This window comes from Kitasatospora sp. MMS16-BH015 (assembly GCF_002943525.1).
GTDB lineage: Bacteria > Actinomycetota > Actinomycetes > Streptomycetales > Streptomycetaceae > Kitasatospora.
Genome location: NZ_CP025394.1, coordinates 1,804,261 through 1,820,393 on the forward strand (window position 1 = coordinate 1,804,261; position 16,133 = coordinate 1,820,393).

The 16,133-nt window shown below is 73.9% G+C and carries 16 protein-coding genes; 9 read left to right on the top strand and 7 right to left on the bottom strand.

Features of this window, described 5'->3' with window-relative positions; translation table 11 throughout:
- Positions 1–70 precede the first annotated feature (70 nt).
- The 3 genes from CFP65_RS40150 (at position 71) to CFP65_RS07755 (ending at position 3,156) form a co-directional block, all read left to right on the top strand.
- Positions 71–1,519 (top strand): sensor histidine kinase, encoded by a 1,449-nt coding sequence (locus CFP65_RS40150; protein WP_104815389.1) that lies wholly within the window; start codon positions 71–73, stop codon positions 1,517–1,519.
- 146 nt (positions 1,520–1,665) lie between these two features.
- Entirely contained in the window at positions 1,666–2,340 is a 675-nt protein-coding gene (locus CFP65_RS07750) for a response regulator transcription factor (RefSeq protein WP_104815390.1), read from the top strand.
- Between the two features lie 153 nt (positions 2,341–2,493).
- Complete coding sequence (locus CFP65_RS07755; RefSeq protein WP_104815391.1) at positions 2,494–3,156, top strand: Pr6Pr family membrane protein; 663 nt, start codon at positions 2,494–2,496, stop codon at positions 3,154–3,156.
- 46 nt (positions 3,157–3,202) lie between these two features.
- Here CFP65_RS07755 and CFP65_RS07760 read toward each other — a convergent pair whose 3' ends face one another.
- From CFP65_RS07760 to CFP65_RS07770, 3 genes are all read right to left on the bottom strand, one after another.
- Complete coding sequence (locus CFP65_RS07760; RefSeq protein WP_104815392.1) at positions 3,203–3,574, bottom strand: toxin Doc; 372 nt, start codon at positions 3,572–3,574, stop codon at positions 3,203–3,205.
- Between the two features lie 16 nt (positions 3,575–3,590).
- Entirely contained in the window at positions 3,591–3,836 is a 246-nt protein-coding gene (locus tag CFP65_RS07765) for a hypothetical protein (protein ID WP_104815393.1), read from the bottom strand.
- Positions 3,837–3,905: 69 nt separating this feature from the next.
- Positions 3,906–5,513, bottom strand: a complete 1,608-nt coding sequence (locus tag CFP65_RS07770; protein WP_104815394.1) for an ABC-F family ATP-binding cassette domain-containing protein — start codon at positions 5,511–5,513, stop codon at positions 3,906–3,908.
- A 312-nt stretch (positions 5,514–5,825) separates the two neighbouring features.
- Between CFP65_RS07770 and CFP65_RS07775 the strand changes: the two genes are divergently transcribed.
- The 3 genes from CFP65_RS07775 (at position 5,826) to CFP65_RS07785 (ending at position 8,870) form a co-directional block, all read left to right on the top strand.
- On the top strand, positions 5,826–7,463 hold the full coding sequence (locus CFP65_RS07775) for an ABC-F family ATP-binding cassette domain-containing protein (RefSeq protein WP_104815395.1): 1,638 nt from the start codon (positions 5,826–5,828) through the stop codon (positions 7,461–7,463).
- A 78-nt stretch (positions 7,464–7,541) separates the two neighbouring features.
- On the top strand, positions 7,542–8,210 hold the full coding sequence (locus tag CFP65_RS07780) for a nitroreductase family protein (protein ID WP_104815396.1): 669 nt from the start codon (positions 7,542–7,544) through the stop codon (positions 8,208–8,210).
- A gap of 87 nt (positions 8,211–8,297) precedes the next feature.
- Entirely contained in the window at positions 8,298–8,870 is a 573-nt protein-coding gene (locus tag CFP65_RS07785) for a GNAT family N-acetyltransferase (RefSeq protein ID WP_104815397.1), read from the top strand.
- Positions 8,871–8,935: 65 nt separating this feature from the next.
- Here the strand turns inward: CFP65_RS07785 and CFP65_RS07790 are convergent, their stop codons facing one another.
- From CFP65_RS07790 to CFP65_RS07805, 4 genes are all read right to left on the bottom strand, one after another.
- A complete protein-coding gene (locus tag CFP65_RS07790) occupies positions 8,936–9,892 on the bottom strand; it encodes an aldo/keto reductase (RefSeq protein ID WP_104815398.1) in 957 nt (318 codons plus the stop codon).
- An 89-nt stretch (positions 9,893–9,981) separates the two neighbouring features.
- Positions 9,982–10,734 (bottom strand): hypothetical protein, encoded by a 753-nt coding sequence (locus CFP65_RS07795; protein WP_104815399.1) that lies wholly within the window; start codon positions 10,732–10,734, stop codon positions 9,982–9,984.
- Positions 10,731–11,417 carry an RNA polymerase sigma factor gene (locus CFP65_RS07800; RefSeq protein WP_104815400.1) on the bottom strand — a complete coding sequence of 229 codons (687 nt, stop codon included), beginning with the start codon at positions 11,415–11,417 and terminating at the stop codon, positions 10,731–10,733. Before CFP65_RS07800 ends, CFP65_RS07795 begins: the two co-directional genes overlap by 4 nt.
- 86 nt (positions 11,418–11,503) lie before the next feature.
- Positions 11,504–12,430 (bottom strand): LysR family transcriptional regulator, encoded by a 927-nt coding sequence (locus CFP65_RS07805; RefSeq protein WP_104815401.1) that lies wholly within the window; start codon positions 12,428–12,430, stop codon positions 11,504–11,506.
- A 118-nt stretch (positions 12,431–12,548) separates the two neighbouring features.
- Between CFP65_RS07805 and CFP65_RS07810 the strand changes: the two genes are divergently transcribed.
- From CFP65_RS07810 to CFP65_RS07820, 3 genes are all read left to right on the top strand, one after another.
- Positions 12,549–13,508: an NAD-dependent epimerase/dehydratase family protein gene (locus tag CFP65_RS07810; RefSeq protein WP_104815402.1), complete on the top strand. Its 960-nt coding sequence runs from the start codon at positions 12,549–12,551 to the stop codon at positions 13,506–13,508.
- The gene (locus tag CFP65_RS07815) at positions 13,505–14,392 is read left to right on the top strand and encodes an aldo/keto reductase (RefSeq protein WP_104815403.1); all 888 of its coding nucleotides are present in this window, start codon (positions 13,505–13,507) and stop codon (positions 14,390–14,392) included. The genes CFP65_RS07810 and CFP65_RS07815 overlap by 4 nt, the downstream gene beginning before the upstream one ends.
- Positions 14,393–14,589: 197 nt before the next feature.
- Positions 14,590–16,110 carry a carbohydrate binding domain-containing protein gene (locus CFP65_RS07820; protein ID WP_104815404.1) on the top strand — a complete coding sequence of 507 codons (1,521 nt, stop codon included), beginning with the start codon at positions 14,590–14,592 and terminating at the stop codon, positions 16,108–16,110.
- Positions 16,111–16,133: the final 23 nt, after the last annotated feature.

Genomic DNA, 16,133 nt, shown 5'->3' on the forward strand with positions numbered 1-16,133 from the left:
GGACGGAACGGCCGGACGGCAGGCTCACTCCCATGATGGGCGGACGGCGGGCTGACATAGGGTCAGTGCGATGAGCGGACTGTTCGGGCGGCGCGCCGTGCTGCGCTGGGTGCACCTGGTGCTCGGCGGCGCGCTGCTCATGCCGTACTGGTTCCTCAGCGAGCTGCTGCTGCACTCCCTCCCCGTGCGGACCGGGCCGGTCGGCGCGCTGGCGCTCCAGCTGCTCGGGCTGCCCGTGGGGCTGGTGTTCGCGGTGTTCACCGCGCTGGTGCCGATGGTCCGGGCCCTGGAGGGCACCGCCGCGCGGGCGCTCTGCGGCTCGGCGGCGGCGGAGGAGCTGTCGGCCACCCCCGCCCACTCCTGGGACGCCCGGCGGCGCACCGCGCTCTGGTACGTGCTGCACCTGGGGCTCGGCGGGATCATCAGCGGGCTCTCGCTCTCCGTGCCGCCGCTGGCGGCGGTGCTGATCGCCTCCGGGGCCGGGGTGTTCGGGCCGCCGGCGCAGCAGCTGATGCGGGTGCTCTTCGGCGGGTGGCGGCCGCCCGGGGTGCTGCTGGGGCTCCTGCTGCTGCTCGGCCTGTTCGCGGTGGTCACGGCGGCCGGCGCCCTGCTGGCCCGCTGCGCCCCCGCCCTGCTCGGCCCCACCCCCGCCGAACGGCTCGCCGCCGCCGAGCGCCGCGCCCTCGAACTCGCCCACCGCAACCGCCTGGCCCGCGAACTCCACGACTCCGTCGGCCACGCCCTCAGCGCCGTCACCATCCAGGCCGCCGCCGCCCGCCGCACCCTGGCCACCGACCCCGCCTTCACCGCCGAGGCCCTGGCCGCGATCGAGGAGACCGCCCGGGCGGCGGTCGCCGAGCTCGACACCGTGCTCGGGCTGCTCCGCGAGGACCCGCCGGAGGCGGCGAGCCACGAGGGCGGGGGTGCCGCAACGACGAGCGGAGCGGCGGGCAGCGGACGGGCGAGGCGTGGGTATCCGGCGCGTGGCTGGGCGAGGCCCGGGCCCACGGCGTCGGCCCAGGGAGCGGCGACGGATCACGGCGGGGCGACGAGCGCACACGCACCGGCGACCGACCGGGCGACGAAGCCGGGGGTGGTGGGGGAGGGCGGCGAGACCGGGCCGACCCTGGCGGCGTTGGAGGTGCTGCTGCGGTCGGTGCGGCTGGCCGGGGCCACCGTCGAGGTCGAGGCCGTGCCGGCGGAGCTGGCCGGGCTGGCGCCGGGGGTCTCGCGGGAGGCGTACCGGATCGTGCAGGAGGGGCTCACCAATGTGCTGCGGCACGCCGGGCCGGTGGCCGTGCGGCTGCGGCTGGCTCCGGCCGACGGCTGGCTGCGGGTCGAGCTGACCAACCCGCTCGGCCCCGGCCGCCCCAGCCGCCCCGGCGGCGGCCGGGGCCTGCGCGGCATCGCCGAACGCGCCACCGCCCTGCGCGGCAGCTACCAGGCCGGCCCGCAGGACGGCCACTGGCAGCTGGCCGTCGCCCTCCCGCTGCCGCAGCCGTCCCGGCGCGCACCGTGAGGCCGCCGGCCCGGCGCACGGCGAGCACCCGGCGAGCCCTGCGCCACACCCGACCCGGTCACCACCGGGCACCGCTCCCGCCGATGGAGCCGTCGCGCTCGTCAGCCGCTACCCACCACCCCACTCGAACGCCCGGAGGGCACCGCATGAGCACCCCCACTCCCCCTGACGGCACGATCACCGTGCTGGTCGCCGACGACGAGCGCCTGGTCCGGACCGGGCTGCGGGCGGTGCTGGCCGGGGAGCTGGACCTGCGGGTGGTCGGGGAGGCCGCCGACGGGGCCGAGGCGGTGGCGCTGGCGGCGGAGCTGCGGCCGGACGTGGTGCTGATGGACGTGCGGATGCCCGGGACGGACGGGATCGAGGCGACGGCGCGGCTGACGGCGGGCGGGGACGGGCCGAAGGTGCTGGTGGTGACCACCTTCGAGAACGACGACCACGTGTACGAGGCACTGCGGGCCGGGGCCTCCGGCTTCCTGCTCAAGCGGGCCCGGGCGGAGGAGATGGTGCAGGCGGTGCGGCTGGTGGCGCGCGGGGAGTCGCTGCTCTTCCCGGACGCCCTGCGCGAGCTCGCCCTGCTCGGGGCCGGCAGCCGGACGCCAACCGCTCCGCTGCCCCGGCTGACCGAGCGGGAGGGCGAGGTGCTGCGGCTGATCGCCGAGGGGCTGACCAACGGGGAGATCGCCGAGCGGCTGGTGGTCAGTGTCGAGACGACCAAGAGCCACGTGGGCAGCGTGCTCGCCAAGTTGGGGGTCCGGGACCGCACGCAGGCGGTGATCGCGGCCTACGAATCCGGCTTCGTCCGGCCCGGGAGCCGCTGACGCACGCCGGGCGGCCGGCGCTGGGGAGCGCCGGTGCACGCACCGTGACCTGCGCCGTTCCGGCTTCCCTCGCGACTGTACCGGTGGGTAGAGTGCGACGATCCCCAGGTGCCGGAAGATCCCCAGCACCAAGAGCGAAGAGCTGGTGAACACATGTCCTCGGTCTGGACCCGCCCTGCCATCTGGTGGCGCCTCGCCATCGCCCTGTCGGCCGGGTTCGGGCTGATCACCGGGCAGGGCTCGCTGGTGTACTTCACCGTCGAGAGCAACGTCATCGTGCTCGGCTACTTCCTCGGCGCGGTGTACTGGATGGCCAAGCGCAACACGGTGGACGCCCCGGCGCCCCGGCTGCGCGGCGCCGCCACGCTGTACATCACGATCACCGGGATCGTCGCCCACGTGCTCCTCAACCACGGCGCCAACCCGCTGCCGGGTCTGGTCGAGGGCTCCAGCGCGGACCGCCTCCAGCACTGGTCGAGCTTCCTGCTGCACTACACCACGCCGATCATGGTGATGATCGACTGGCTCTGCCTCAAGCCGCGCAACGCCTCGCACTGGCGCGACCTCCCGCTCTGGCTCGCCTTCCCGCTCGGCTACGCCGGCCTGACCTTGCTGCGCGCCGCCCTCTTCCCCGACTTCACCAACGCCTACCCGTACTTCTTCCTGGACCCGACCACCAAGGGCTACGGCTGGGTGGGCGGCCAGATCGCCCTGCTGACGGTCGAGTTCATCGTGCTCGCCGCCGCCGTGGTCGGCCTCGACCGCCTCGGCACCCTGGTCAACCGCAGGCTCAAGCCCGCCACCCGGGAAGCCTGACCAGGAAGCCCGAACCGGAGCGCCGACCACCGCGGCCGCCGACCCGTCAGATCCGCCAGGAGCGGATCCGGTCGGCGGCCGCGAACACGTCCGCCCGGGATTCGGCCACGTCGCGGGCGAGTTCGACCAGGGCGCCGTACGGCGGGTCGATGCCCTCCTCGGCGGCGTGCATGTAGGCCGCGGTGGCCATGCAGGCGTAGAGGTTGTTGCGCACGGGCAGCGGGCGCAGCTGGACGATGGTGTGCATCAGGGCGGCGGCGCACCAGGACGGGTCGGCGTCGTGGCCGAGTTGGGCGGTGTTGACCCGGTGGCGGGCCACGGCGGCCTGCAGAGCGGAGTAGTCGCGGACGGTCAGGTCCTCGGGCGAGGCCTGCTCCTGGACGTCCAGGAGCCACCGGATGTCGACGTGCAGCAGCATCACGCGGCGGCCCGCGTCAGGCCGCGGCGGTGCGCTCGGCGGCGCCGCGCCGGGCGGCGGGCGTGTCCTCGGGGAACGCCGCGTCGAACTCCTCGAGGTGCTCGTTCCAGAACGCGACCGCGTGGCTCACGAAGGTGCGGCGCTTCTGCTCGCGCACGCTGAGGTCGTGGACGTAGGCCTTCACGCTCTTGCCGTCCGCAGCGGCGGCCTCGCGGATGGCGGCGAGTTCGAGCTCGGTGTACTCAATGTTGAGTGCTGGCATGGCCCGATGGTACCGGGCGGGTACCACGCTGGGTACCCGCCCGGTACCGGAACCCGCCTCGCGACTGCGTCACATCGGGCTCACCGCCTTCAACTCCCCGTCCAGCTCCAGCCAGCGGGTCAGCCCGAGCCCGCGCAGGAAGGCCAGGTCGTGGCTGACCACGACCAGCGCCCCCTGGTACGAGGCGAGCGCCTGGGTGAGCTGGCGCACGCTCGCGAGGTCGAGGTTGTTGGTCGGCTCGTCGAGCAGCAGCAGCTGCGGCGCCGGGTCGGCGAGCAGCAGCGCGGCCAGCGAGGCGCGGAAGCGCTCGCCGCCGGAGAGGGTGGCCGCGCTCTGGTCGGCCCGGCCGCCCCGGAACTGGAACCGGGCCAGCCGGGCGCGGATCGTGTTGTCGGGCGCCTGGGGGGCGTACCGCTTCACGTTCTGCGCGACGGTGAGCCGCTCGTCCAGCAGGTCGAGCCGCTGCGGCAGGTAGCGGATCGGCACCGGGGTGGTGATCTCGCCCTCCAGCGGGGCGAGTTCGCCGGCGATCGCGCGCAGCAGGGTGGACTTGCCCGCCCCGTTGCGTCCGACCAGGGCCACCCGCTCGGGCCCGCGCAGCTCCAGCTCGGCCCGCAGGCCGTACGGCAGCCGGACCTTGTCGAGGGTGAGCACCGTGCGCCCGGCCGGGACGGCGGTGCGCGGAAGGTCGATGCGGATCTCGGCGTCGTCCCGCACCGCCTCCTCGGCGGCCGTCAGCCGCTCCTTGGCCTCGGCCAGGCGCTCGGTGTGCAGGCCCTTGACCCGGCCCGCCGTCTCCTCGGCCCGCCGCTTGAAGGCGCCGGCCAGGATCTTCGGGTCGTTGCGCTGCTTGGACTTGCGCTCCCCGTAGTTCGCGCTGCGGGCCAGCTTGATCCGGGCCTCGGCCAGGTCGCGCTTCTGCCGCTGGACGTCGGCCTCGGCCGCCCGGACCAGCCGCTCGGCCGTCTCCTGCTGGGCGGCCACCGCGCGCTCGTAGTCGCTGAAGGTGCCGCCGAAGAAGGTGACCGAGCCGTCCCGGAAGTCGGCGATCTGGTCGACGTGTTCGAGCAGCTCGCGGTCGTGGCTGACCACGACCAGCACCCCGCCCCAACCGTCGATCGCGTCATACAGCAAGCCGCGGGCCCGCCGGTCCAGGTTGTTGGTCGGCTCGTCGAGCAGCAGCACGTCGGGCCGGCGCAGCAGCAGGGCCGCCAGGTGCAGCAGCACCGCCTCGCCGCCGGAGAGTTCGGCCGTGGTGCGGTCGAGCCCGAGCCGCTCCAGGCCGAGCTTGGCCAGCACGGCCCGCGCGCGCTCCTCCACGTCCCAGTCGTCGCCGACGGCGGCGAAGTGCCGCTCGTCCACGTCGCCGGATTCGATGGCGTGCAGCGCCTCCCGGGCGGCCCGGATGCCGAGCGCCTCGTCGACCCGGTGCGGCGCACTGTAGGTGAGCCCCTGCGGGAGGTAACCCAGCTCGCCGGCCACCCGGACGGTGCCGGCCGTCGGGGTGAGCTCGCCCGCGAGCAGGCGCAGCAGGGTCGACTTGCCCGCGCCGTTGAGCCCGATCAGCCCGGTGCGGCCGGGGCCGATCGCCAGGTGGAAGCCGTCCAGCACGGGGGCGCCGTCGGGCCACTCGAAGGCGAGGTCGGTGCAGAGGATCGAGGTGGTGGGTGATGCCATGGGGGCCTCCCGAGGGTGGTTGCGAGGGGAAAGGGCAACACGGGGAGACACCGCTACTGCGGCGGACAGCGGGGAGGGCACGAAGGCACGGCTCACGCTGAGGTCTGCACGCTCACACGCCGCGCACCACCGACGGAACAGGTGGACACGGGGGGCGGTGTCTCATGACCTCAGTAGAGCAACGGCCTTCTCCAGACGGGTGATGCGAACGCTCCCGCTCCTGCGGGGCTGACAACGACGGTAACCGGGCCCGGCAGGAGGCGGCAAGCGGTTTATCGGGCGGCCGAGGCCGGGCCCTAAGATCGAGGCATCATGAGTGCCACTCTCGTTGTCAAGGATCTCAGCGCCGGCCACGGCGACCGCACCCTCTTCTCGGGGCTCGACCTGGTGGTCGCGCCGGGCGAGGTGATCGGGCTGGTCGGCGTCAACGGCGCCGGCAAGTCGACGCTGCTGCGCCTGCTGGCCGGGCTGGACACGCCCGAGGCCGGTTCGCTCAAGCTCAGCCCGCCCACCGCGAACGTCGGCCACCTGCCGCAGGAGCCCGAGCGGCGCGAGGGCGAGACGGTGCGGGCCTTCCTGGGCCGCCGCACCGGGGTCGCCGCCGCGCAGGCCGCGCTGGACGAGGCCACCGAGGGCCTGGTCGAGGGCCGCCCCGGCGCGGACGACGCGTACGCGGTGAGCCTGGACCGCTGGCTCGAGCTGGGCGGCGCCGACCTGGACGAGCGGGCCGAGGAGGTGGCCGACCAGCTGGGCCTCAAGGTGAGCCTCGACCTGCCGATGACGGCGCTCTCCGGCGGTCAGGCGGCCCGGGCCGGGCTGGCCTCGCTGCTGCTCTCCCGGTACGACGTGTTCCTGCTCGACGAGCCCACCAACGACCTCGACCTGGACGGCCTGGAGCGGCTGGAGGCCTTCGTCAAGGGCCTGCGCGCGGGCACCGTGCTGATCAGCCACGACCGCGAGTTCCTGGCCCGTACGGTGACCAAGGTGCTGGAGCTCGACCTGGCCCAGCAGCAGGTCAACCTCTACGGCGGCGGCTACGAGTCGTACCTGGAGGAGCGGGCCACCGCCCGCCGGCACGCCCGCGAGGAGTACGAGGAGTACGCCGACACCAAGGCCGGCCTGGAGGCCCGGGCCCGGATGCAGCGCGGGTGGATGGAGAACGGCGTCCGCAACGCCCGCCGCAAGGGCGGCGACAACGACAAGATGGCCCGCGCCACCCGCCAGGAATCCACCGAGAAGCAGGCCGCCAAGGCCCGGCAGACCCAGCGGATGATCGAGCGCCTCGACGTGGTCGACGAGCCGCGCAAGGAGTGGGAGCTGCGGATGGAGATCGCCACCGCGCCCCGCTCGGGCTCGGTGGTGGCCACGCTGCGGGCGGCCACCGCCAAGCGCGGCGAGTTCGCCTTCGGCCCGGTCGACCTCCAGCTCGACTGGGCGGACCGGGTGGCCATCACCGGGGCCAACGGCGCCGGCAAGTCCACCCTGCTGGCCGCCCTGCTCGGCCGGCTCGAACTCGACGGCGGCAGCGCCTCGTTGGGCTCCGGTGTGGTGGTCGGCGAGGTGGACCAGGCCCGTGGCCTCTTCTTGGGGGACGAGCCGCTGGCGGTGGCCTTCGGTGCGGCCGTGCCGGAGCTCTCCGAGGAGGAGGTCCGCACCCTGCTGGCCAAGTTCGGCCTCAAGGCGGTGCACGTGCTGCGCCCTGCGGCCACCCTCTCGCCGGGCGAGCGGACCAGGGCGGCGCTCGCCCTGCTCCAGGCCCGCGGGGTCAACCTGCTGGTGCTCGACGAGCCCACCAACCACCTCGACCTGCCCGCCATCGAGCAGCTGGAGTCGGCGCTCGCCTCGTACACCGGCACCCTGCTGCTGGTCACCCACGACCGGCGGATGCTGGACACCGTCACGGTGAACCGGCGCTGGGAGGTCGCGGGCGGCACCGTCCGGGAGAGCTGACGCCGTAGGCGGCGGCCCAGTGGTCTGGTCCAATCGGGCCATACCGCCGGGCCGCCGCGCTGTGCTCTGCTGTGGGCCATGAGTGCAACCGACAGCGCGGGACACCCCACCGTGCCGCTGAGCCCGATGACCGTGCCCGCCGACCAGGCGCTGGCCCGCAGCGAGGCCTTCCACCGGGTGATGGCCCAGCGCCGCACCGTCCGCGACTACGCCACCACCCCGCTGCCCGAGGGGGTGATCGAGAGCGCGATCCGCACCGCCGCCACCGCGCCCAGCGGCGCGCACGTGCAGCCCTGGCGGTTCGTGGTGATCACCGACCCGGAGCGCAAGCGGCGGCTGCGCGAGGCCGCCGAGGCGGAGGAGCGGGAGTTCTACGCGCACCGGGCCTCCGAGGAGTGGCTGGCCGCGCTGGCGCCGATCGGCACCGACTGGCGCAAGCCCTTCCTGGAGGACGCGCCCGCCGTGATCGTGGTCTTCGAGGTGCACAAGGGCCCGGACTCGCCGCGCCCGTACTACACCAAGGAGTCGGTGGGCATCGCCGTCGGCCTGCTGCTCGCCTCGCTGCACCAGGCCGGCCTGGCCACCCTCACCCACACCCCGAGCCCGATGAAGTTCCTCAACGAGGTCTGCGACCGCCCGGCCGAGGAGCGCGCCGCGTACGTCATCCCGGTGGGCTACCCGGCCGCCGACGCACGGGTGCCGGACTTGCACCGGAAGGGACTTGACGAGGTCTTGGTCCGCCTCTGACCGTTCCGTCCCGGTCTGGGACGATCCGGCCCGCCCCGGCTCGAAAGCCGTTGATCAGGCGGCTGACCAGGCACGATAATCCCAGCCATGAGTCACAGCACCGAGGACCCCGCCACCGTCGTCCGCCCGCCCGAGCAGATCGCGCTCCGCAACGGGGTGTCGCTCCGCCGCCGGGCGGCCGGCGACGCCGAGCCGCTCAACGCCGCCGTCGCCGGCAACCTGGCGCACCTGCACCCGTGGATGCCCTGGGCCGGCGCCAAGCCGACGCTGGAGCACACCACGGCGATGGTCGACGAGGGCATCGCGCTCTGGGAGACGGGCACCGACTTCATGTACCTGGCCTGGTCGGAGCAGGCGCCCGGCGAGGTGATCGGCGCCTTCGGCCTGCACGGCCGGGTCGGCGCGGGCGCGCTGGAGATCGGGTACTGGGTGGCCGAGGCCCACACCGGCAAGGGCGTGGCCACCGACTGCGCCCGCGCACTGACCGAGGCCGCGCTCGCGCTGCCGCAGATCGAGCGGGTCGAGATCCACTGCGACACCGCCAACCTGGCCAGCTCCGCCGTGCCGCGCAAGCTCGGCTACCGACTGGCCGAGGTGCGCGAGACCACGCCCTCGGCCCCGGCCGAGAGCGGCAAGCTGGAGATCTGGGTCACCCCGTAACACCCCTGTGGGACAAGAGCCGCGTGGGGCAGGGCCGGTACCGGTCCTGCCCCACACGTACTCACTCAGTACCGGCCGCCGACCGGCGCCGGCAGGGCGTCCAGCTCGGCCAAGTCGGCCGACGAGAGCGTGAGTTCGGCCGCCGCCGCGTTCTCCGCCAGGTACTTGGGCGTCTTGGTGCCCGGGATCGGCACCACGTACCGCCCCTGCGCCAGCACCCAGGCGAGCGCCACCTGGGCCGGGGTCGCGCCCAGCCGCTCACCGATCTCCCGCACCTTGGCCACGATCGCCAAGTTGGCCTGGAACGCCTCCTCCTGGAACCGCGGCAGCGTGGACCGCCAGTCGTCGGAGGGCAGTTCGGCCGCCGAGGCGTACCGCCCGGTCAGGAAGCCCCGGCCGAGCGGGGAGAACGGCAGGAAGGCGATGCCGTGCTCCTCGGTGTAGGGCAGCACCTCGGCCAGCGAATCCCGGGTCCAGAGCGAGAGTTCGTTCTGCACCGAGGCCACCGGGTGGACGGCCCGGGCCCGCTCGATCTGCTCCACCGTCACCTCGGAGAGCCCGATCGCCCGCGCCTTGCCCGCCTGGACGGCCTCGGCCAGCGCGCCCCAGGTCTCCTCGATCGGCACCTTCGGGTCGACCCGGTGCAGCTGGTAGAGGTCGACGTACTCGGTGCCGAGCCGGCGCAGGCTCGCGTCGATCGCCGCCCGCACGTGCTCGGGCCGCCCATCGTTGCCGACCCGGACCTCGCCGGTGCCCGGCACCAGGCCCACCTTGGTCGCGAGCACGGCCCGCTCCCGGTACGGCCCGGCGAGCCCCTGGCCGACCAACTCCTCGTTGTCGTAGGGCCCGTAGATGTCCGAGGTGTCGATCAGGGTGACCCCGAGGTCGAGCGCGCCGCGCAGCACCTCGACCGAAGCGGGGTCGTTGCGCCCGTTCGGGTCGTACGCCCAGGTCATCCCCATGCAGCCGAGCCCGATGACCCCGATCTCCGGCCCGTCCGCGCCGAGTGTGGTGGTACGCATCGCCGTTGTTCTCCGCTCGCTCGATCGGCCGTTGCCGGAGTCCACTCTGTCGGTTGGAGTGCACTCCAGGTCAAGCCGACCCGCGCGGGTCAGTGCTTGGGCGGCGTCGGGTACAGGCTGGCCAGCGGGTTGAAGAAGACCTTCGCCGGCAGGCAGGAGGGCCCGGGAGCCTTCATCAGCCCGGTGTGCGACTCACCCAGCTTGTGGGCAGGTGTGGTCTTGATCTCCGGCAGGTAGATGAACAGCTCCTGCCCGGCCGGGATACGGCCGCGGAGCACGGTGAGCACGCTCTTGGTGCCCTGGGTCTCGATCGTCCACCCGTTGTCGGTGAGGAAGTCACCGGTGAGGGCCGAGGTGTCACGGTCCGGAACGTCGGGCTCCTTCTCCTTGCAGCCGAACTCGCCGGGGTAGACCCGGGCCGGTACGCCCGCCCGGTCGAGGTCGCGCTGGAGCTGGTCGGGGTCCACGCCCTTCTGCTCGTCGAACATGGTGAGCGTGAGCCGGTCGGCCTTGCTCTCCAACGTGTACCCCACGTTGGAGATGGTCCCCAGCTGCGCCTGCGTCGGTGCCTTGGCGATGGCGGGCGTCGAGGCAGGTCCGGCGTTCGGGACCAGGGCTACGGCGGCCGCACCGGCGGCCACCACGGCCGGGAGGGCGATCTTGAGGACCAGGCGACGGCGGTGCGGGGTGCGGGTGCGCTGCTCGTGCACGGTGTCCATCAGGTGTTCCTTCAGCAGGAGGTGACGGCGCGGGGAGAGCTCCGGGGCCGCCGCACTGGGCAGCAGCCGGGCCAGCTCCGCACGCTCGGCCCGCTCGGACCGGGGGTCGGGGTCGGCAGTCATCGGATCGTCTCCTTGGTCGGCCGGACCGCGACTGTGCGGTCATCAGTTACCTGTCCGTGGGCGCCGGGGCGTTGCAGTCTTTCTTCCGGGCTCGGTCCCGCCTCGGGGGCGAGGGCCGCGCCCCTGGTGGCACGGGCCGCCGCGAGCTCCTTCTCGGTGAGGTCGCGCAGCCGGGCGCGGGCCCGGGAGAGCCGCGAGCGGATGGTGCCGACCGGCTTGCCGAGCGCCTCGGCCACCGCCGCGTGGTCCAGCCCCTCCCAGACGCAGAGCGCGAAGACCTCCCGCTCGGCCGGCTTCAACCGCGCCAACGCGGCCTTGGCAGCGGCGAGTTGCTCCGCATCGGCCATCCGCGCGGTCAACTCCACCGCGATGTCCGGCAGGCTCTCGCGCGGCGGCAGCTTGGCCATCGCCTCCCGGTGACGGCGGGCCGCCCGGCGGGTGTTGCGGATGACGTTGGTCGCGATGCCGAGCAGCCAGGGCCGCAGGCTCTCTCCCTCCGGATCGACCTTGGCGCGCAGCCGCCAGGCCTCCAGGAAGGTCAGCGAGACCACGTCCTCGGCCACCGCCCACTCACCGGTCATCCGCAGCGCGTGCCGGTGCACGGCCTGGGCGTGCTCCTCGAAGAGCTGCCCGTAGGCCACCGCGTCGCCGGCCCGGATCCGGGCTCTTGTCGTTGTCTCCACGTCTGTACCTGTCCGACCGCGCCGGGCCGTTGCCGTGACCTGCCTCACACCCGCGCCAGGGAGCACGGCCCCCGATCGGGGCACCCCTACCCGAGGTCGCTGACCAGACCGTTCTCCAGCCCGATCGCCAGCCCGTTCGCCAGTTCTTCGGCCAGGCGGGCCGCCCGGCCGCGCCGGCGGCGGGCCAGGGCCAGGCCGAGGTGGCGGCGCGGGGCCGGCTCGGCCAGCGGGCGGACGGCCAGCTCCGGGTCGCCGGTCAGGCCGATCTCGGGGATCAGCGCGATGCCGACCCCGGCGCCGACCAGGGCCTGGGCGAAGGCGTAGTCGGTGGCCGTGCAGGAGATCCGCAGCTCGACCCCGACCAGGGCGCCGTGCCGGGCCAGCTGCCCGGCCGACTTGTGGCAGCCCAGGATCCAGCGCTGGTCGGCGAGTTCGGCCAGGTGCAGCGGCTCCGCCCGGCCCGCGGCGGGGTGCCCGTTCGGCAGCACCACCCGCAGCGGGTCCTCCCCCAGCGGCGTCCAGTCCAGGCCCGAGCGGTCGCCGGGCCGGGCGGGCGGCGGGCCGTCCAGGTGGTAGGCCAGCGCGAGGTCGGCCCGGCCCTCCCGGACGGCGGGCAGGCTCTCCTCGGGCTCCGCCTCCAGGATGGTCAGCTCCACCTCCGGGTGCGCGGCCACGAAGGCGGCCAGTGCCCCGGGCAGCAGCCGCCGGCCGCCGCTGGCGAAGGTGGCCACGGTGAGCGCCGTCCGCTCGGCCGTCAGCCGGGTCACCCGCTGCTGGGTGTCGGCGAGTTCGGCGGCGATCGCCTCGGCCGCCTCCACCAGCAGCCGCCCCGCATCGGTCAGCGTGACCCCCCGGGTGGACCGCTCGACCACCGGCGCACCCAGGCTCCGCTCCAGCGCGGCCACCTGCTGCGAGACGGCCGAAGGCGTGCAGCGCAGGGCGAGCGCGGCCTGGTTGAAGCTGCCCCGGCGCGCCACCTCGCGGAGCACCGCGAGCCGCTGGACGTCGATCACGTTCTCCCCTGTCGACAGTTCTGCTGATGACCTGACCGTCAGCTCGACACTACCGCTGTCGTCCGGCTCCCGGCAGGCTGATACCGAAAACGACACCGGAACGGAGAGGACCACGACCATGGACGTGTGCGTGATCGGCGGCAGCCGCTACTTCGGACGACGGCTGATCGAGCTGCTGCGGGACGCGGGCGCGGCGGTGACCGTGATCAACAGGGGCTCGACCCCGGCCCCGCCCGGCGTCACCCACCTGCGCTCCGACCGCAACGACGAGGCCGCCCTGCGGGCCGCCCTCGGCGACCGCCGCTTCGACGTGGTGATCGACCAGGTCTGCTACACGCCCGTCCAGGCCGCCATCGCCGCCCGGGTCTTCGCCGGCCGCACCCCGCGCTACCTGCTGACCTCCACCGTCGAGGTCTACGCGGAGCTCGGCCGCCCCGGCGGCCCGGCCCTCCCGGAGTCGGCCTTCGACCCGACCACCTGGCCGGTCGACCTCGAACTCCCCTGGAGCGACCCCGAGTTCTGCGGAGACCACTACGGCGAGGGCAAGCGCCAGGCGGAGGCCCTGCTGACCCGACTGGCCCCCTTCGAGCTGGTCACCGTCCGGACCGCCCATGTGCTCGGCGGCGCCGACTTCACCGGCCGCCTCGCCCACTACGTGGAGCGGATCGGGCAGGGCCACCCGGTGGCCGTCCACCCCGAGCCCCAGCCCGCCACCTTCGTCCACGCCCCGGAGATCGCCGCCTTCCTGGCCTGGGCCGCCACCGCCGCGTTCACCGGCCCGGTCAACGCGGCCTCCCCCGACCCGCTGGACGCACGGGAGTTGAGCACGGTGGTGGGCCGAGTCCTCGGCGCCGAACCCCGGCTCACGGTGCCCCCGACCCCGCCCTCGGACCCGACCCCGACCTCAGCCTCGACCGCGACCCCGGCCTCGGCCTCGGCCTCGGCCGACGAGGAGCTCTCCCCCTTCTCCTTCGAGCACTGCTACGCGATGGACACCACCCGCGCCGCCGAGCTCGGCTTCACCTTCACCCCGGCCGCCACCTGGCTGCCGCTCGCCGTCCGGGAGCTCCACGCATGACCACCCCGACTCCCCTCCCCCGCCGCATCGGTGAGCTCGCCGTCGGCCCGATCGGCCTCGGCGCGATGCCGCTCTCCGTGGAGGGCCGCCCGGACGAGGCACAGGCGATCGCCACCGTCCACGCCGCGCTCGACGCGGGCGTGCGGCTGATCGACACCGCCGACTCCTTCCACTGGCACGCCGAGGAACTCGGCCACAACGAAAGGCTGATCGCCCGCGCACTGGCCGCCTACGGCAGCGGCGCGCGGGAGGTACTGGTGGCCACCAAGGGCGGCCGGGGCCGTCCCGGCGACGGGTCCTGGACGGTGGACGGCCGTCCGTCCCACCTGCGCCGGGCGGCCCAGGCCTCGGCCGCCCGCCTCGGGGTCGAGGCGATCGACCTCTACCAGCTGCACAAGCCGGACCCGGCCGTCCCCTTCGCCGAATCCGTCGGCGCGCTGCTCGAACTGGCCGAGGTCGGCACCATCCGGGCGGTGGGCCTCTCCAACGTGGACGGCGCGCAGATCCGGACGGCCCACGCGCTGCTCGGCCCCCGGCTGGTCTCGGTCCAGAACCGCTACTCCCCCGCCCACCGGGCCAGCCGGGACACGCTCGACCTGTGCACCGAACTCGGCCTGGCCTTCCTCCCCTGGAGCCCGCTCGGCGGCATCTCGCCGAGCGCCGTGGAAGACCCGGGCGCCGCCGCGCCACCCGCCGACACCCCGTTCCACACCGTGGCCCGCGCCCGCGGCGTCAGCCCCCAGCAGGTCTGCCTCGCCTGGCACCTGGCCCAGTCACCCGTGGTGATCCCGATCCCTGGCGCCCGCCGGCCGGCCTCCGCGCGGGATTCGGCAGCGGCCGCCGGGCTCGTCCTCGACAGCACGGAACTGGCCGCGCTGGGCTGATCCCTCCGAGGTCAAGGGTCGGGCAAGGGTGGTCAACCTTAACCAGGGGCTAAACCAGCGGTGGAGTGCTTGACGTGTGCACTTGGTCTAGTCCATTTTGAAGTCACGGCGACGCGGCCCGACCTGACGCTGATTCAGCCGTGCCGCGTGCCACCACCCCCACCACCCCCACAGCACGTCCCGAGAGGCAACCCCACATGCCACGCGCACTCCACCGCCCCGCCGCCCGGCGCGCGGCGAAGCTCCTCCCACTGCTCTGTGCCGGCGCCCTGGCCGTCGGCGGCCTCAGCACGCTCGCCGTCTCCGCCCAGGCCGACACCGTCACCGGCAACCTGCTGGCCAACCCCGGCTTCGAGACCGGCTCGCTCGGCCCCTGGAGCTGCTCGGCCGGCACCGGCTCGGTGGTCAACTCCGGTGCGCACTCCGGCACGTACGCGCTGAAGGGGGCCGTGGGCAACAGCGACACCGCCCAGTGCACGCAGACGGTGGCCGTCCAGCCCAACACCAAGTACTCGCTGCAAGCCTGGGTCCAGGGCCCGTACGTCTACCTCGGCGCCACCGGCGCCGGGGTCACCGACCCGGCGGTCTGGACCCCGGGCGGCGCCAACTGGCAGCAGCTGAGCACCAGTTTCACCACCGGCGCGAGCACCACCAGCGTCAGCATCTACCTGCACGGCTGGTACGGCCAGGGCGCCTACCTCGCCGACGACGTGGTGCTCAGCGGCCCCGGCGGCACCCCCTCCAGCCCGCCGCCCACCTCGCCGTCGCCCTCCCCCACCCCCACCTCCTCGCCGACCTCCTCCCCCACCTCTTCGCCGACCCAGACCCCGCCGCCGAACGTGGGCATCCCGGTCGCGCCGTACGTGGACATGGGCGCCTGGCCGGTGCCGGTGCTCAAGGACATGGCCGCGGCCGGCAATCTGAAGTCCTTCACCCTCGCCTTCGTGACGGCCGTGGGCTGCAAGGCCAGCTGGTTCAACGCCTATGACCCGCGCACGGGTTGGGCCAAGGACCAGATCGACGCGCTGCGCGCGGCGGGCGGGGACGTGAAGATCTCCTTCGGCGGCGAGGCCGGCACCGAGCTGGCCCAGGCCTGCACCGACGTGAACTCGCTGTTCGCCGAGTACGACGCGGTGGTCAACGCCTACAACCTCAAGTATGTGGACTTCGACATCGAGGGCGCGGCCGTGGCCGACCACGCCGCCAACGACCGCCGCTCGGCCGCCCTGGCCAAGCTCCAGGCCGCCCACCCCGGCCTCAAGGTCTCGCTCACCCTCCCCGTGCTGCCCGAGGGCCTGACCGCCGACGGCGTCTCCATCGTCCAGTCGGCCCGCGACGCCGGGGTGAACGTGGACCTGGTCAACGTGATGGCGATGGACTACGGCCGCCCGAGCACCAACTACGGCGACGCGGCCGTCCAGGCGGCGCAGTCCACCCACGACCAGATCAAGGCGCTCTACCCGGCCAAGACCGACGCCCAGCTCTGGGCGATGACCGGGGTGACTCCGATGCTCGGCGAGAACGACGACCACCAGATCTACAACCAGGCCGCCGCCCGGCAGTTGGTCGCCTTCGCCCAGCAGCACCACCTCGGGGTGCTCGGCTTCTGGGAGGAGAGCCGGGACGCCAACGCCTGCACCGGCGCCCTGTTCAAGTGCACCAACATCCCGCAGCAGCCCTACGAGTTCTCGAAGATCTTCTCGCAGTACACCGGCTGACGATCCGCCAGACCCGCGTGCGG

Bases quoted from the DNA above. Each gene is read 5' to 3' on its own strand.
- CFP65_RS07765 (WP_104815393.1), bottom strand. From the start codon at position 3,836: ATGCCAGCACTCAACATTGAGTACACCGAGCTCGAACTCGCCGCCATC.
- CFP65_RS40150 (WP_104815389.1), top strand. From the start codon at position 71: ATGAGCGGACTGTTCGGGCGGCGCGCCGTGCTGCGCTGGGTGCACCTG.
- CFP65_RS07790 (WP_104815398.1), bottom strand. From the start codon at position 9,892: ATGCGTACCACCACACTCGGCGCGGACGGGCCGGAGATCGGGGTCATC.
- CFP65_RS07760 (WP_104815392.1), bottom strand. From the start codon at position 3,574: ATGCTGCTGCACGTCGACATCCGGTGGCTCCTGGACGTCCAGGAGCAG.
- CFP65_RS07810 (WP_104815402.1), top strand. From the start codon at position 12,549: ATGGACGTGTGCGTGATCGGCGGCAGCCGCTACTTCGGACGACGGCTG.
- CFP65_RS07780 (WP_104815396.1), top strand. From the start codon at position 7,542: ATGAGTGCAACCGACAGCGCGGGACACCCCACCGTGCCGCTGAGCCCG.
- CFP65_RS07755 (WP_104815391.1), top strand. From the start codon at position 2,494: ATGTCCTCGGTCTGGACCCGCCCTGCCATCTGGTGGCGCCTCGCCATC.
- CFP65_RS07750 (WP_104815390.1), top strand. From the start codon at position 1,666: ATGAGCACCCCCACTCCCCCTGACGGCACGATCACCGTGCTGGTCGCC.
- CFP65_RS07770 (WP_104815394.1), bottom strand. From the start codon at position 5,513: ATGGCATCACCCACCACCTCGATCCTCTGCACCGACCTCGCCTTCGAG.
- CFP65_RS07775 (WP_104815395.1), top strand. From the start codon at position 5,826: ATGAGTGCCACTCTCGTTGTCAAGGATCTCAGCGCCGGCCACGGCGAC.
- CFP65_RS07785 (WP_104815397.1), top strand. From the start codon at position 8,298: ATGAGTCACAGCACCGAGGACCCCGCCACCGTCGTCCGCCCGCCCGAG.
- CFP65_RS07795 (WP_104815399.1), bottom strand. From the start codon at position 10,734: ATGACTGCCGACCCCGACCCCCGGTCCGAGCGGGCCGAGCGTGCGGAG.
- CFP65_RS07820 (WP_104815404.1), top strand. From the start codon at position 14,590: ATGCCACGCGCACTCCACCGCCCCGCCGCCCGGCGCGCGGCGAAGCTC.
- CFP65_RS07815 (WP_104815403.1), top strand. From the start codon at position 13,505: ATGACCACCCCGACTCCCCTCCCCCGCCGCATCGGTGAGCTCGCCGTC.